Origin of the sequence: Dactylosporangium sp. NPDC005572, assembly GCF_040605515.1 — a bacterium.
Lineage (GTDB): Bacteria > Actinomycetota > Actinomycetes > Mycobacteriales > Micromonosporaceae > Dactylosporangium.
This window is the reverse complement of the sequence record NZ_JBEXCY010000058.1, coordinates 1-14,882: the sequence shown is the minus strand read 5'-3', so window position 1 is coordinate 14,882 and position 14,882 is coordinate 1. Positions and strand designations below refer to the sequence as shown.

General features: G+C 73.1%; 14 protein-coding genes. 7 read left to right on the top strand and 7 right to left on the bottom strand.

Features of this window, described 5'->3' with window-relative positions; translation table 11 throughout:
• Positions 1–8 precede the first annotated feature (8 nt).
• Positions 9–980 carry an NADPH:quinone oxidoreductase family protein gene (locus ABZS66_RS26265; RefSeq protein WP_354761995.1) on the top strand — a complete coding sequence of 324 codons (972 nt, stop codon included), beginning with the start codon at positions 9–11 and terminating at the stop codon, positions 978–980.
• A 49-nt stretch (positions 981–1,029) separates the two neighbouring features.
• Here ABZS66_RS26265 and ABZS66_RS26260 read toward each other — a convergent pair whose 3' ends face one another.
• The 7 genes from ABZS66_RS26260 to ABZS66_RS26230 all read right to left on the bottom strand — a co-directional run bounded on the left by ABZS66_RS26260 (position 1,030) and on the right by ABZS66_RS26230 (position 8,727).
• Complete coding sequence (locus ABZS66_RS26260) at positions 1,030–2,655, bottom strand: AMP-binding protein (protein WP_354761993.1); 1,626 nt, start codon at positions 2,653–2,655, stop codon at positions 1,030–1,032.
• Positions 2,656–2,671: 16 nt separating this feature from the next.
• The gene (locus tag ABZS66_RS26255; RefSeq protein WP_354761991.1) at positions 2,672–3,208 is read right to left on the bottom strand and encodes a nuclear transport factor 2 family protein; all 537 of its coding nucleotides are present in this window, start codon (positions 3,206–3,208) and stop codon (positions 2,672–2,674) included.
• Between the two features lie 22 nt (positions 3,209–3,230).
• Entirely contained in the window at positions 3,231–4,043 is an 813-nt protein-coding gene (locus ABZS66_RS26250; RefSeq protein ID WP_354761989.1) for a GntR family transcriptional regulator, read from the bottom strand.
• Between the two features lie 16 nt (positions 4,044–4,059).
• Positions 4,060–4,797, bottom strand: a complete 738-nt coding sequence (locus tag ABZS66_RS26245; protein WP_354761987.1) for an ABC transporter ATP-binding protein — start codon at positions 4,795–4,797, stop codon at positions 4,060–4,062.
• Positions 4,797–6,632: a branched-chain amino acid ABC transporter ATP-binding protein/permease gene (locus ABZS66_RS26240; protein WP_354761985.1), complete on the bottom strand. Its 1,836-nt coding sequence runs from the start codon at positions 6,630–6,632 to the stop codon at positions 4,797–4,799. The genes ABZS66_RS26245 and ABZS66_RS26240 overlap by 1 nt, the downstream gene beginning before the upstream one ends.
• Positions 6,633–6,634: 2 nt before the next feature.
• Positions 6,635–7,501, bottom strand: a complete 867-nt coding sequence (locus ABZS66_RS26235; RefSeq protein ID WP_354761983.1) for a branched-chain amino acid ABC transporter permease — start codon at positions 7,499–7,501, stop codon at positions 6,635–6,637.
• Between the two features lie 71 nt (positions 7,502–7,572).
• Positions 7,573–8,727, bottom strand: coding sequence for an acyl-CoA dehydrogenase family protein (locus ABZS66_RS26230; protein ID WP_354761981.1), 1,155 nt, complete (start codon positions 8,725–8,727; stop codon positions 7,573–7,575).
• A gap of 161 nt (positions 8,728–8,888) precedes the next feature.
• On the opposite strand from ABZS66_RS26230, the gene ABZS66_RS26225 reads away from it, so the two are divergent.
• The 6 genes from ABZS66_RS26225 to ABZS66_RS26200 form a co-directional block, all read left to right on the top strand.
• Positions 8,889–9,938 carry a hypothetical protein gene (locus tag ABZS66_RS26225; RefSeq protein ID WP_354761979.1) on the top strand — a complete coding sequence of 350 codons (1,050 nt, stop codon included), beginning with the start codon at positions 8,889–8,891 and terminating at the stop codon, positions 9,936–9,938.
• Positions 9,935–10,738, top strand: a complete 804-nt coding sequence (locus tag ABZS66_RS26220) for an enoyl-CoA hydratase-related protein (protein ID WP_354761977.1) — start codon at positions 9,935–9,937, stop codon at positions 10,736–10,738. Before ABZS66_RS26225 ends, ABZS66_RS26220 begins: the two co-directional genes overlap by 4 nt.
• A 140-nt stretch (positions 10,739–10,878) precedes the next feature.
• Positions 10,879–12,084 carry an ABC transporter substrate-binding protein gene (locus ABZS66_RS26215; protein ID WP_354761975.1) on the top strand — a complete coding sequence of 402 codons (1,206 nt, stop codon included), beginning with the start codon at positions 10,879–10,881 and terminating at the stop codon, positions 12,082–12,084.
• Between the two features lie 106 nt (positions 12,085–12,190).
• Entirely contained in the window at positions 12,191–13,579 is a 1,389-nt protein-coding gene (locus ABZS66_RS26210; protein ID WP_354761973.1) for an MFS transporter, read from the top strand.
• A 65-nt stretch (positions 13,580–13,644) separates the two neighbouring features.
• Positions 13,645–14,685, top strand: a complete 1,041-nt coding sequence (locus ABZS66_RS26205) for a hypothetical protein (RefSeq protein WP_354761971.1) — start codon at positions 13,645–13,647, stop codon at positions 14,683–14,685.
• Positions 14,682–14,882, top strand: a 201-nt coding sequence (locus tag ABZS66_RS26200; RefSeq protein ID WP_354761969.1) for a hypothetical protein, incomplete at its 3' end; no start/stop codon positions are given. The genes ABZS66_RS26205 and ABZS66_RS26200, both read left to right, overlap by 4 nt.

The following is a 14,882-nucleotide window of genomic DNA, read 5'->3' as shown; positions in this document are numbered from 1 at the left end:
ACCGGCCGATGATGCGCGCCGCCCGGGTGATCCGCCGCACCGGCCCATCCGGCGTCGAGGTACAGCGGATCCCGGCACCGACCGCCGCGGACGGCGAGGTGCTCGTGGAGGTCCGGGCCGCGGGCGTCACCTTTCCCGAGCTGCTGCTGTCCTACGGCCGGTATCAGGAGCGCCCGCCGCTGCCGTTCGTGCTGGGCGGGGAGTTCGCGGGTGTGGTCCGCCAGGCACCGCCCGGGTCGCCGTTCGCGCCCGGCGACCGGGTGGCGTGTGCCAGCGCCCGGCGGGGCTTCGCCGAGCTCGCCGCGGTGCCGGTGGGCCACGTGCTGCCGCTGCCCGACGGCATCGGCTTCCCGGCGGCGGCGTGCCTGCCGGCCAACTACCTCACGATGACGTTCGGCCTGCTGCAGCGGGGCCGGCTGCGACCCGGCGAGACGGTGCTGGTGCACGGCGCGTCGGGCGGGCTGGGCGTGGCCGCGATGCAGCTGGCCTCCGCGTTCGGCGCGACCGTCGTCGCGGTGACGTCGACGCCGCTGGCCGGACTGCTGGCCCCGGTCGGGTACGCGCCGGACCACGTCGTGCCCGTCGAGGGCTTCGCCGCCGCGGTCCTGGAGCTGACCGGCGGGCGGGGCGTCGACCTCGTCGTCGACCCGGTGGGCAACGACCGGCTGGAGCAGTCGCTGGAGTGCCTCGCGCCGCTCGGCCGGGCACTCGTCCTCGGCTTCGCCGGCGGCACGATCCCGGTGCTGGCCACCGACCGGCTGGGTACGCGCAATGCCGACGTCGTCGGGGTCGGCTGGGGCGCGTTCCTGGCCGCCCGGCCGGAGCGGCTGCACGCCGAGTGGCGGCGGCTGCTGCCGCTGGTCGAGCGCGGCCTGGCCCGCCCGCCGATCGGCCGCCTGCTGCCGCTGCACAGCGCCGCGGAGGCGCTCGCCATGCTGGAGCAGCGGGCCGCCCGCGGCCGGATCGTGCTGCTGCCCTGACTGCGCCCGACGGCCGGTCGCGCACCGCACGACCGGCCGTTGGCCCGGCTCAGGCGACCGGCTGCCGCTGCGCCTCCGCCAGTGCGCGGGCGGCCGGGTAGTCGGCCTTGCCGTTCGGGGAACGGGGCACGCTGTCGACGAACACGACGCGCTTGGGCGCCTTGTAGCCGGCGAGCCGCGCCTTGACGTGGCCGATCAGCTCGGCCGCCGTGGGCGCGGTGCCCGCCTCGACGCTGACGACGGCGGCCACCGACTGGCCCCACTGCGGGTCGGGCACGCCGACGACGAGGACGTCGGTCACCGCCTCGTGGTCGAGGATGACGCCCTCGACCTCCTCGGTGAAGATCTTCTCGCCGCCGGAGGTGATGCACAGCGAGTCGCGGCCCATGAGCTGGATCGTGCCGTCGGGGTGGATGATGCCGTGGTCGCCGGGCACCGACGTCCGCACGCCGTTGATCTCGCGGAAGGTCCGCGCCGTCTTGTCGGGGTCCTTGTAGTAGCCCATCGGCAGGCGGTTGCGCACGACGAGCTTGCCGATCACGCCGGAGCCGGGCTCGACCGGCTGCTCGTGCTCGTCGAGCACCCAGACGTTCGGGCCGGGCGCGAAGCGGCCGGTCTCGGGGATGTTGTCCTTCGTCGCCAGCGACCAGCCCATGCCGAAGCCCTCCGACGACGAGAAGCCGTCGAGAATCGCCGCGGCCGGCCAGTGCTCCAGCAGGGCCCGCTTGCTCTGCTCGCCCAGCATGCCGCCGGACGTCAGGACGTTGCGGATCGTGGAGCTGTCCCAGCGCCCCGGTTGCGCGGCGAGGGCGTCGACGATGCGCTTGGCGAAGACCTCGCCGCTGATCGCGAGGCTGGCGACGCGGTAGCGGTCGATGCTGTCGAGCAGTTCGGCCGCGTCGAAGCCGGGCGCGGTCAGCGACACGACGCAGCCGCCGCCGTGCATCGCCATCGTCGCGCCGAAGTACCCGGTGCCGTGCATGTACGGGCTGCCGGAGATGTGCGCCTGCCCGGGTCCCCGCAGGTCGCGCCGGACACCCCCGGCGCCGTCCTCGAGCGTGTAGTGGACGGTGGACACGTCGTTGACCTGCCGCAGCATGTCGGCGGCGCGCCACATCACGCCCTTGGGCATGCCGGTCGTGCCGCCGGTGTAGAGCAGGAACAGGTCGTCGCCGCCGCGGCCCCACGGCGCGCGGACCCGCTCGGCCGACGCCGCCGCGGCCTGCTCGTAGGGGATCGCCCACTCGGGGCACGGCTGGGTGCCGTCGTCGACGTGGATCCACTGTCGCACCCGGGGCACCCGGTCGCGCAGGGCGCCCACGGTCGCGGTGAACGAGCCGTGGAAGACGACCGTGGTGACGTCGGCGTCCTCCCACAGGTACCGCAGTTCCTCGTCGCGGTACCGGTAGTTCGAGTTGATCGCCGGAATGCCGATCTTGAACGCGGCGTGCGAGACCTCGAGGTACTCCGGGCTGTTGCGCAGGTACTGCGCGACCCGGTCGTCCCGGCTCGCCGGGCCGTCCAGCAGCGTGCGCGCGACGCCGTTGGCCCGCCGCTCGAAGTCGGCCCACGTGAAGGTGCGCTCACCCTGGATCTGTGCCGGGGCGTCCGGCAGCTCCTCCGCGATGGTCTCCCAGACGGTGGCCAGGCTCCAGTCGAACTCTGCTGCACTCATGACGTACCTCTCGCCCCTATGCGAAGAACTCGTACGACTGGTCCGTGTCGCCGCGCCGGCCGCCGACGTAGCCGGCCCGCTCGGTCGTGCGCTCCCACTCCGGTCCGGCGAAGTCGTTGCGGGTCCAGTCCGACACCACGACCCGCCGCACGATGCCCCACCGCCCGTCGCGGCGCTCCAGCACGTCGAGGTAGCGGCCGGAGATGATGCCGAGCTCGGGCCGGCCGTTGTCGGCGTGCGGATGGAAGGCCAGGAAGTACACCTCGGCCCGGGCCCGGTCGCCGTCGAGCTCGACGAACGTGTTGGTGATGTGGTGGTTGCCGACGTGGTCCCAGACCTTCCTGGCGCCGTCGACGACGACCTTCGCGAACTCGGCGCCCGAACCGTCGAAGGGCCCGTGCCGGTCGGTGCCGCCCTCGGCGTACACCGACTGGATCAGCTCCAGGTCGGCGCGGTCCACGCCGCGGGCGTACCGGTAGAGGAGCTGACGGATCTCCTCGTGGTCGCGCAGCTCCTGTAGCTCCCGGCGCAGTGCCCGGATCTCGTCCTCCATAACCTGACCTCCCAGGGGTTCGTCACGAAACGGCCGGCGGCAGGCGGCGGCTGCCGTACTCGTCGAGCACCCGGACCGAGCCGCCGGCTTCCGAGACGTACCGCGACGTGACCCGCAGGTGCTCGCGGGTCAGCCGGGTCGCCTCGCCGTCGTCGCCCGCACCCACCGCCGCGGCGATGCGCAGATGCGCGCGCAGGACCTCGCGCCGCCGGCCCTCGTCCGGGTACTGGCCCTCCGCCACCGCCGACCGGGCCCACGTGAGCTCCTGGGTGTCCCAGATGCTCTCGATGACCCCGACGAGCAACTGCAGCGTCTGTACCCCGGCCGCCTGCACCAGCTCGTGATGGAACCGGGCGGCCAGCGGGGTGAAGGCCAGCGCATCGTCCACACAGGACCCGGCCTCGGTGGTGAGCACGGCGAGCCGCTGGCCGATCGCGCGGTGGTCGCCGCGGCGGGCGGCCTGCTCCGCGGCGAGCGGCTCGACGAGGTTGCGGGCGGCCGCCAGGTCCTCGACCGAGATGTGCCGGGCGTGCAGCAGCAGCCCGACGTGGTACGCGGCCGAGTCCGGCGTCGGGTGCCGGATGACCGTCCCGCCGCGCTTGCCGCGCCGGACGGTGAGCAGGCCCTCGGTCTCCAGGATGCGGAACGCCTCCCGCAGGCTCGGCCGGCTGACCGGGAACTGGGCCAGCAGCGCCGCCTCCGGCGGCAGCTCGGATCCGTCGACCAGGTCGCCGTCGAGGATCCGGGTCCGCAGCCGTGCCGCGACGGCCTCCGCCACGCTCGGCGGGTTGAGCCGCGGCGGCCCCGGCGGCCCCGGGCCGCGTTCCTGCAGCATGGTGTACTCCCCCGTCCTACAGCGACGAGTAGATGCTCGCCGCGACGTCCTCGACCGCCAGGTTGGCGGCCCGGTCCCGCAGCGCGACCCGCCCGCGCTCCAGCACGATCACCTCGTCGGCGATGCCGCCGAGCACCTCGTCGACCAGCTGCTCGACGAGCAGGATCGCCAGGCCCTCGTCGCGCAGCGCGCTCAGCGCCTCGAACACCAGGTCCACGAAGACCGGGGCCAGCCCGGACGACGGCTCGTCGACCAGCAGCACCCGCGGCTTCGTGGCCAGCGCGGTGGCGATCGCCAGCATCTGCTGCTGGCCACCGGAGAGGTCCGCGGCCCGCTGCCGGCGGCACTCGCCGAGGATCGGGAACCGCTCGTAGAGCATCGCCAGCTCGCCCTCGCGGGCGGCGCGCTTCACCCCGCCGCCGCGCAGGCCGAGCACCAGGTTGTCCCGGACAGTGAGCTCGCGGAAGACCCGCTTGCCCTCCTGCACGACCGTCAGCCCGCGCGCCACCCGCGACCACGCCGGCAGCGCGGTGACGTCCCGGCCGTCCAGCACGACCGTGCCGGCCTTCACCGGCAGCAGTCCGCACAGGCCGTTGACGAGCGTCGTCTTGCCGGCGCCGTTGCGCCCGACGAGGGCGGTGATGCTGCCGGCGCGCAGCTGCAGCGAGACCTCCCAGACGGCGACGAGGTCGCCGTAGGCCACGCGGACGCCGGTGACGTCCAGCAGCGGTCCGGTTGCCGTGGTGGCCGTCATCAGGCCACCCCCGACTCGGACGGGACGCCGGCGCGCGGTGCGGCGTCGGGCTCCGTCCGGCCGCGCCGGCCGAGGTAGCTGTCGATGACCCGCTGGTCGCGGCGGACCACGTCGGGCGGCCCGGAGGCGATGACCCGGCCGAGCTCCATCGCGTGCACCCGGTCGGCGACGCTCATGACGAACGGCACGTTGTGCTCGACGAGCACCACGGTGCCGCCGGCCTCCCTGGTACGGCGCATCAGCATCTCCAGCTCCCGCAGTCCCTCGTCGTCCAGCCCGGCGGCCGGCTCGTCCAGCAGCAGCACGTGCGGCTTGCCCGCGACCGCGCGCACGACCTCCAGCAGCCGCCGGGTGCCCAGCGGCAGCGAACCGGCCGGATGGTGGGCCAGTTGCTCCAGCCCCGCGAACGACAGCGCGACGAGCGCGGCCGCGCGGTCCTCCCGGCGCACCCGGTAGTACCGCGGCAGGCGGAGGATGGCCGGCAGCAGACCGACCGCGCCGGAGCGCAGGCGGCCCGACTCGACCACTTCGAGCACGGTCATCCGGGGCGGGATCAGCGGGGTCTGGAACGTCCGGCCGACGCCGAGGCGGCTGACCTGATGGGCGCGCAGCCCGGTGATCGGCCGGCCGGCGAGGGTCACCGTCCCGGCGTCGGCGCGCAGCACGCCCGAGATGAGGTTCAGCAGCGTGGTCTTGCCCGCCCCGTTGGCCCCGATGATCGCCGTGATGGTGCCCGGTTCCACGGTCAGGTCGACGCCGTTGAGCGCCTTGAGGCCGGCGAACGCCTTCGCGACCCCGGCGACCTCCAGCCGCTCGCCCGGGATCGACAGCTCGCCGAGCTCGCCGGCTGCCTCGGTGCCACCGGCGCGCGCCAGGCGGCGCAGGAGCAGCCGGCGGCGGACGATGCGGGCGAGGCCGGCCAGCCCCATCGAGAACACCACGCCGACGAACACGAGGAAGATGCCGTACACCGCGCTGGAGTACTTCTGGAAGGACGCCGCCTGCAACGGGCCCAGCACCAGGATCGCCGCACCGACCGGCGCGCCCCAGACGCTGTCCGCGCCGCCGAGCACGGTGGCGGCGAGCACCGCGATGAGCAGGCTCAGGGTGAACGTCGTCGGGCTGATGAATCCCGTCATGTAGGTGAACAGCACGCCCGCGATGCCGGCGGGCAGCGCCCCGATGACGTACGCCTGGATCTGCAGCAGGTGCACCGAGCCGCCCAGCGACTCCGCCAGCGTCGGGCTCTCCGCCATCACCCGCAGGAAGGTGCCGAAGCGGGAGACCACCATGTTGCGCAGGACCAGCATCCACAGCAGGGTGGCGGCGATCGCGACGAGGTAGAAGTCCCGGCCGAACAGGGGCCGGCCGAACAGCGTCGGGCCGAGCACGCCCGGCAGGCCGGCGCTGCCACCGGTGTACTCGTCCAGGATGGACACCAGGCTCGGAATGAGCAGCACGAAGAAGAACGACACCAGGGCCAGCGACCAGTGGCTCAGCCGCAGCCCGGGTATCCCCGAGATCAGCCCGGCGACGCCGGCGAGCGCGGTCGCGACGAGGAACGCCAGGAGGATGTCGGTGTGGCCGTGGTTGAACAGGATCGCGGCGACGTAGGCGCCGGACGCGAACACGGCCACCTGGCCCAGCGCCAGCTCGCCGGCGTAGCCGAAGCTGAGGTTGAGCCCGCTGCACAGTAGCGTGTAGACGGCGATGAGCATGACCTGCCGCTGCCAGTAGAAGCCCAGCCCGAGCGACGGCAGGGCCGCCACGATGACGAAGCCGGCGATGACGAGCAGCGGGGTGTCGGTCAGCAGGGTGCGCAGCCGGGCGGTCATCGTCACACCGCCCGCATGCCGTGCTTGCCGAACAGGCCGGTGGGTCTCAGCAGCAGCACCGCGAGCAGCACGACGAACAGCAGCAGCGGCGGGTACTCGACCCCGAGGTACCGGCTGCCGTAGGCCTGGATCAGCCCGATGAGCAGGCCGCCGACGACGCACCCGGCGAAGCTGCCGAAGCCGCCGACCGCGAGGGCGACGAAGCCGAAGATGGTCATGCTGACCGCGATCCCGACGCTGGCGCCGGTCTTCGGGGTGACGAGCGGGCCGAGCAGCCCGGCGAGCGCGCCGGCGAGCGCGAACCCGCCGGCCCGCAACGCGCCGACGTTGATGCCCCGGGCCTTGGCGGCGTCCGGGTCGCTGGTGGCGCCGCGGGCGGCGAGGCCCCACAGGCTGCGCCGGGAGAACAGGTGCAGGCCGGCCCCGGCCGCGACGGCGACCACGACCAGCCACACGTCGACCGGCGCCATCCGCCCGCCGAGGAAGGTGAAGGCGTCCTCGCCGGCGAAGAAGCCGACCGACTTGGGCGTGGCGCCCCACGTCGCGGCGAGCACGCCCTCGATGACGACGAACGCGCCGACGGTGGTCACCAGCAGCGCGCGGGTGTCGGTGCGGCGCAGCACCGGGCGTACCGCGACGAGTTCCTCGAGACCGCCGAGCAGCGCACCGAGGACCGCGCCGAGCAGCGCCGCCGACCACCACGGCCAGCCGAGGTCGACCATGACGTACCAGGAGAAGAACGCACTGAGGATGACGAACGCGCCGTGGGCGAAGTTGAACACGCCGCCGAACGTCATCGTGATGTTGTAGCCGATGGCGGTGAGCGCATAGACAGCGCCGACCGACAGCCCAGCCCAGACAATCGTCACGACAGCCCCTACTAAATGATTTACGTGAAAGAAGAGACGGCTCCGTACCGTCCACCGCGGCGCCGGACGGTTCAGTACGAGCGCGGCAGGCCGAGCGAGTGCTGCGCGACGTAGTTGAGCACCATCTCCCGGCTCACCGGCGCCGACCGCATGAGCCGCGTCAGCCCCCACAGGTCGCCGATGCCGTACTCGGTGGCGAACGCGTTGCCGCCGTGCACCTGGACGGTCTGGTCGAAGGCGTGCTGCACCGCGTCGGCCGCGGCCAGTTTCGCCACCGCCGCCGCCTCGCCCACGCCGGCCTCGCCGTTGTCGAACTGCCACGCCGCCCGGGCGGTCATCAGCCGGGCGAGCTCCAGCTCGATCTTCACCTCGGCGAGAGGATGGGCGACGCCCTGGTGGGAGCCGATCGGCACGCCCCACACCGCCCGGTCCTTGGCGTAGGCGACCGCCTTGTCCAGGAAGTACCGCCCGAGCCCGGTCGCCTGGGCCGCGACGTTGATCCGTTCCGGGTTGAGGCCGGAGAAGATCTGCCGCAGCCCCTGGTCCGCAACCTCACCGACCAACCGGTCGGCCGGGACGACGACGTCGTCGAAGAACACCGCGAACTGGCGGTCCGGCGCCTTGATCTCCATCGGGATCGGCCGGAACTCCAGCCCGGGGGTGTCGGTGTCCACGACGAACAGGGTCAGCAGGCCCCGGCCGCGCGGGTCGGTGCCGGTGCGCGTCACGACGAGCACGGCGTCGGCCACGTCCATGCCGGTGATGTACTGCTTGGCGCCCTTGATGACCCAGCCGTCGCCGGCGGGGGCGGCGGTGGTGGCGAGGTTCGGGGCGTTGGACCCGGCGCCGGACTCGGTGATCGCGAAGGCCATCTTCGTCCGGCCGGCGGCCAGCCCCGGCAGCCACCGCTCCCGCTGCGCCGCGGAGCCGAACTCGTGGATGATCGGTCCGCACATGCCGGCGACGATCAGGAACAGCAGCGGGCAGCCCTGTGCGGCGAGCTCCTCGATGACGATCGCCATCTCCTGGATGCCGCCACCGCCGCCGCCGTACTCCTCCGGCAGGTTCACGCCGCCGAACCCGTTGTCGAAGATCGTCGACCAGAGCTCGTGGGTGAACCGCCCCTCCGCCGCGCACCGGGCGAAGTACTCGTGGCCGTACTTGGCCCCGATCTCGCTCACCGCACCGCGGAGGGCAAGGTGCTCACTCGACTCGCTGAAGTTCACTCGACCCTCTCTTAACCGACCGATGGGTTGACTACATGGGGACCAGTACAACAGAGTGACGCTCGAACGACAACAGCAACCGCACACCGACGTCGACCGGCCCGAACGAACCGGGGCCGGGCCGACCCCTGGCCGTAGCCGATGCGAATCGAGGCGATCCGATGCGTGCCGTCCGAGCGTTCCGACCGATCACCGCGGCCGAGTTGGCCTGGCGCACCGAGCTGGGCGCCGGCGACCCCGAGTACGTCGAGCTGTGGTGGCTCGACGCCGCACTGGACAACGGATGGCAGGTCGGCATCGGCCTGTACCGTTCGCGCCCGTTCGACGGCGGCCGCCCGGCCGTCACCGTCAACCTGCTGCGCCCCGGGCACCCGTTCCTGGAGCTGCACGCCGGCTTCGCGCCGGACGAGTTCGAGCCGTACCCGTTCGGCGGCCGGTGGGGCGATAACAACCAACTGGTCGGTGGGCTATCCGAGCGTGGCGACCCGGCCGCGTTCACCCTCAGCCTGGACGTCGGCCGGGTACAACTGGAGCTGGCGGCGACGGTCGTCTGCGCCGGGGTCAAGTTCACCACCGCCTCCCCCGGCTTCACCCACCACCGCCCCGAGTCGGGCACCGCGGTCGGCTGGTGGCCGGTCGCGCCGCGGGCCGACGTCTCCGGCTGGATCGCCCTCGACGGCGACCGCGTGCCGGTGCGCGGCCGGGTCCACACCGAAAAGCAGCTGTCGTCGCTGCCGCTGGCCGGCCGGGAGCAGGCGCGGTCCGCCCAGTCGGTCTGGACCTGGGGACACTTCACCTGCGGCGACTACACGGGACTGTGGACCGACTCCGCGGCGTCCGAACAGCTCGGATTCCGGCACTTCACGCCGTTCGTGCTGTATCGGGAGGGTGAGCCGGTCCTGAGCACGTTCGCGTTCGCCTCGTCGGTCGAGCGGTTCCGCATCGAGCCCGGCACCGGGCTGCCCCGGCCGGAGGTGGTCACGCTCAAGGCCGCCCAGGGCGAGCTGGAGTTCTTCGCCCGGCTCACAGACGGCCGGGTCAGCGACCAGTTCGAGCTCGACGGCAACGAGGGCGCCTACTACTGCCGGCAGGTGGGCCGGATCGACGCCGAACTGTACCGGTGGGGGCGGGCCACCCGGCTGACCGGCGACGTCGTGCACGAGTGGGGCACCCAGGCCGGCAACTTCCCGTTCGCGGCGGTGCGCCCGTGAGCGCCGTCGAGGTGTCGTGGCCCCGGCCCGGCGTGTACCGCATCGAGCTGCACCGGCCGGAGAAGCTCAACGCGGTCAACGCCGAGCTCGCCCAGGGCCTGCACGACGCGCTCGGCGCGGCGGAGCGCGACCCGCGCTGCCGGGTCGTCGTGGTCACCGGCGCCGGGCGGGGCTTCAGCGCCGGCCTGGACCTCGACGGCTACGGCGACGCTCCTGGCACGGCGCAGATGGGCCAGGTGTACCGCGACCTGGCCTTCCAGCGCCTCGTCGCGACGCTGATCCAGCGGGTGCACCGTTTGCCGAAGCCGGTCGTCGCCGCCGTCAACGGACCCGCCGCCGGCTTCGGCCTGGCGCTGGCGTGCGCGGCGGACATCCGCTTCGCCGCGTCGACCGCGGTCTTCACGACCGCGTTCATCCGCATCGGCGCCAGCGGCTGCGACCTCGGCACCAGCTGGCTGCTGCCGCGGCTGGTCGGCGCCGGCCGGGCCCACGAGCTGATGCTCACCGGGCGCCGGTTCGACGCCGCCGAGGCGCTGCGCATCGGGCTGCTGGCCGGCGTCGTCGAGCCCGGCGCGCTGGACTCCACGGTGGACACGACGATCGACGCCCTGCTCGGCGCGGCGCCGATGGCGCTGGAGCTGACCAAGCAGGGCATGTGGCTGGGCCTGGAGCTGCCGTCGCTCGACGCGGCGATCGAGCTCGAGAACCGGCAACAGGTGCTCAGCGCGCGGACGACCGACAGCGCCGAGGCACGAGCGGCGTTCCGGGAGCGCCGCGCCCCGTCCTTCACCTTCCAGTAGGCACCTTCCAGTAGGGCACCTTCCGGTGGGGCACCCCGCCCATCACGCAGTACCGCGTCAGCATCCTCCCTCCGAGGCCGCTGGCTTCCGTCTCACCAATCGTTTAAATCAATTGAACAATGAGAAGTGGAGTGAGCACCATGAGAACTCGGCGGGCCGCGGTCGCGGCAGCGCTGGCGGTGTCGTTACTGGTGGTCGCCGCCTGCGGCGACGACGCCGGGGACGGCTCCGGCTCGGGCAACGGGTCCGGCGGCGGACCGATGAAGATCGACGCGCTGGTCGCGCTCAGCGGCCCGCTCGCCGTCGTCGGCGGGGCCATGCAGCAGGGCATGGACGCCGCCGTCCAGGTCGTCAACGACAACGGCGGCGTGCTCGGCCAGCCCCTCAAAATCAACTACATCGACAACGCCGGCAGCGCCGACCAGTCGGCGGCGAAGCTGCAGGAGCTGCTGAGCGGGGGCAAGCCGCACGCCGTCATCCCCGGCGTCGCCTCGGAGATCCCGGCCGGCATCCCGATCCTCGCCCAGGCCGGCATCTTCACCTCCCAGCACTTCACGTCGGCGACCTTCAACGACCCGAAGAAGTACCCGCTGGAGTTCGGCAACGCCCACACCATCCCCGACTACGTCGGCAGCCTGGTCAGCAAGGCGAAGGAGAGCGGGTACAAGAGCGTCGGCATCCTCGACATCGACGACGCCTCGGGCCAGGCGTTCGAGGCGGTTGCCGGCCCCGCCTTCAAGGCCGCCGCCATCGCCGTCACCTTCGCCCGCGTCCCGCCGGACTCGATCGACGCCACACCCCAGCTCCAGCAGGTCCTCGCCCCGAACCCCGACGCCCTGATCTTCGCCGGCTACAGCCCCGCCGCCGGCGCCATGGCCAAGGCCCGCGCCAAGCTCGCCGTCACCCTGCCGACGATCGCCGCGCAGACGTACTCCGCCAACAACCTCGCCGACCTCGCCCCGGCGAACACCTACGACGGCATGCTGTTCCAGCAGCTGGCCACGAGCGTCAAGGGCACCCCGCAGACCGAGAGCGCGGCGTTCAAGAAGTTCTACGACGCGGTGCTGGCCAAGTCCGGCGGCAAGCTGCCGTTCCCGATCAACACGTACCTCGTCGCCTACCACGACGTCATCCTGGCCGCCGCGGCCGCCAACCTCGCCGGCAGCCTCGACGCCAAGAAGATGGCGAAGGCCCTGGAGGGCGCCAAGCCGGCGGACATGCCGCTCTACGTCAGCCCGGTGACGTTCTCCGCCGACAACCACTTCCCGACGTTCGCCCCGGGCGACTTCGTCTTCACCAAGTACGGCCCGGTCGAGAAGGGGCTCAGCGTCCCGCCGGCCGGCTGATCCCGCCGCGATCCAACCGCGATCCAACCGCGATCCAACCGTCCGGGTCCGGGTGCCCCGCCGCTGGGGCGCCCGGACCGCTCGACCGCCTCCGCAGGAGACGCCCATGCGGTACCTCCCCTCGCGCCCGGCCGCGACGTTCGGCGTGCTCGTCGTCGCCACCACGGCGTTCGCGCTGCTGCAGGCGATGGTGATCCCGGTGCTGCCGGAGATCCGGCGCGCGCTGGACACCGACGCCCGCAGCGTCACGTGGGTGGTCAGCGGGTACCTGCTGTCGGCCGCGATCGCCACCCCGGTCCTCGGCCGGCTCGGCGACGCGGTCGGCAAGAAGCCGATGCTGGTGACCGCGCTCGCCATGCTGGCCGTGGGCTCGCTCGGCGCCGCGGTCGCGCCCGACATCGGCCTCATGACGGCGGCGCGGGTGCTGCAGGGCGCCGGCGGCGCGGTGATGCCGCTGGCCTTCGGCATCGTGCGCGACGAGTTCCCGGAGGAGCGGGTGCCCTCGGCGATCGGCATCCTGGCGGCGATCAGCGGGATCGGCGCGAGCGCCGGGCTGGTGCTGGCCGGGCCGATCGTCGACGCGCTGGGCTACCGGTGGCTGTTCCTCCTGCCGATGCTGATGATCGCGGCCACCGCCGTCGCGGCCGTCCTCGTCGTGCGCCCCTCGGCCGGGCGGGCCGAGCCGATCTCCTGGGCGCCGGCACCGTTCCTGGCCGGCGCCCTGGCCACCTTCGTGCTGGCCACCACCGACGCCTCCCGCTGGGGCTGGGCCAGCGGGCGCACGCTCGGTCTCTACGCCGTCGCGGCGGCGCTCGCCGCCGGCTGGCTGCGGCTCGAGTCGCGCGCCCGGCATCCGCTCATCGACCTGAGGATGATGCGGATCCCGGCCGTCCGGTCGGGCAACGCGGTCTCGTTCCTGCTCGGCTTCGCGATGTTCGCCGTCTACGCGTTCGTACCGCAGCTGCTGCAGGCGCCCTCGTCGACCGGCTACGGCGTCGGTGCCACCGTCACCGAGTCCGGTCTGCTGATGCTGCCGCTGGCCAGCGCGGTCTTCGTCGGCGGCCTGGTCGCCGCTCGGCTCGTGCGGCGGACCGGCTCGCGGCGGGTCGTGGTCTCCTCGAGCGTGGTCATCGCCGGCTGCCTCGCCGTCGTCGCGTGGGGGTACGCGGCCACGTGGCAGCTGGTGACCACGCTCGGGGTCTACGGCGTCGCGCTCGGCGTGGCGCTGGCCTCCCTCGCCACGCTCGTGGTGGTCTCGGCGCCGCCGTCGCAGTCCGCCGTGGCCGGCGCGGTCAACCTCAACGCCCGCAACATCGGCGGCTCGGTGGGGACCGCCGTCATGGCCACCGTCGTCACGGCGCGGCTGGACGCCTCGGGCGCGCCGCTCGGGTCCGGCTACACGGCGGGGTTCGTGCTCCTCGCCGTCGCGATGGCGCTCGCCACCGCGCTGGCCGTCGCCATACCGCGCCCGGCGGCCGAACCGGCCGGTGCTTGACGCGCGGCCGGACCCGCAACTACGTTATCAACCATACGGTTGGTTAACCGTCACGAGGAGACGCCATGTCGATGTTCGCCGAGACGATCGCGCCCGCGCACGAGTATCGGCACGTTCCCGACGACCGACCGGCCTACAACGAGAGCACCTACTACAACTTCCTGTGCCCCGACGCCGGCGTCGTCGGCTGGGTGCGGGTGGCGATGCAGGCCAACCAGCCCGCCGGCCAGGCCAGCGTGCTGGTCTTCCTCCCCGGCGGCGAGACGCTGTTCACCCACCAGCGCACCACCGAGCTGACCGCCGACCGGCTCGCCGTCGGCGGCCTGGCGTTCGAGATCGTCGAACCGCACCGGCGGCAGCAGCTGCGGTACGACGGGGAGCTCTCGTCCTTCAGCGAACCCAAGCTGCTCGCCTCGCCCGGCGAGGCGTTCCGCGCCGCCCCGAAGCGCACGGCGCGGATCCGGCTGTCGGTCACCGGCCACGGCGCGTCATTCGGCACCAACGGCGACCACCCGGCGAACATCCTCGAGGACACCATGGCCATCGGCCACTACGAGCAGTTCATCCACGTCGAGGGCGACCTCGAGCTCGACGGGCGGCGGCTCGCGGTCAGCGGCGGCGGCCTGCGGGACCACTCGTGGGGGCCGCGCGACTGGGCCGGCCCGGTGTCGTACCGCTGGATCGTCGCCGCCTTCGAGGACGGCTCGGCCGTCATGACCCTCGACGTCGCCCGCCGCGACGGCGGGCGCACCCGCCGCGCGGCCGTGGTCGACGGCGGCATCACGTCGCCGGCCGAGCTGACCGACCAGTCGATCGAGTGGACCGCCGACGGCTTCTGCCGCAGGGCCGTGTCCGAGATCGTGACCCCCACCGGCCCGGTCGCGCTGACCGGCACCGCCCGCGCACCGGAGCGCTTCGCGCCGCTGCGGCACCGGCGCACCGCCGCGGACGGCACCGAGCTGGTCACGCGGATCGGGTACTCCGCCTACGAGTTCGTGTCCAGCGACGGGCGGCGCGGGCTGGGCATCGTCGAGATGCTCGACCAGCTCGTCGACGGCCGGCCCGTCGGCATGACCGGCGCAACCCCGCCGCAGCCGCAATCGTGACCGCGCCGCTCGCCGAGGGGGTGCCGCCGGCCGTCCGGGACTGGTTGGCCCGTGGGCTGCCCGAGGCCGATCCGCCGTTCACCGCCGAGCGCATCTCCGGTGGGTACAGCATGCTGACCTATCGCGTGGCCGACCGTTCGGGGCGCGGGTGGGTGCTGCGCCACGCCCCGGCCGGGCGCCACGAGGGCGGCGCGCAC

Coding starts and splice junctions, on each gene's coding strand:
- ABZS66_RS26250 (WP_354761989.1), bottom strand. CDS start 4,043: ATGCTGCAGGAACGCGGCCCGGGGCCGCCGGGGCCGCCGCGGCTCAAC.
- ABZS66_RS26260 (WP_354761993.1), bottom strand. CDS start 2,655: ATGAGTGCAGCAGAGTTCGACTGGAGCCTGGCCACCGTCTGGGAGACC.
- ABZS66_RS26215 (WP_354761975.1), top strand. CDS start 10,879: ATGAGAACTCGGCGGGCCGCGGTCGCGGCAGCGCTGGCGGTGTCGTTA.
- ABZS66_RS26240 (WP_354761985.1), bottom strand. CDS start 6,632: ATGACCGCCCGGCTGCGCACCCTGCTGACCGACACCCCGCTGCTCGTC.
- ABZS66_RS26265 (WP_354761995.1), top strand. CDS start 9: ATGATGCGCGCCGCCCGGGTGATCCGCCGCACCGGCCCATCCGGCGTC.
- ABZS66_RS26245 (WP_354761987.1), bottom strand. CDS start 4,797: ATGACGGCCACCACGGCAACCGGACCGCTGCTGGACGTCACCGGCGTC.
- ABZS66_RS26210 (WP_354761973.1), top strand. CDS start 12,191: ATGCGGTACCTCCCCTCGCGCCCGGCCGCGACGTTCGGCGTGCTCGTC.
- ABZS66_RS26225 (WP_354761979.1), top strand. CDS start 8,889: ATGCGTGCCGTCCGAGCGTTCCGACCGATCACCGCGGCCGAGTTGGCC.
- ABZS66_RS26205 (WP_354761971.1), top strand. CDS start 13,645: ATGTCGATGTTCGCCGAGACGATCGCGCCCGCGCACGAGTATCGGCAC.
- ABZS66_RS26255 (WP_354761991.1), bottom strand. CDS start 3,208: ATGGAGGACGAGATCCGGGCACTGCGCCGGGAGCTACAGGAGCTGCGC.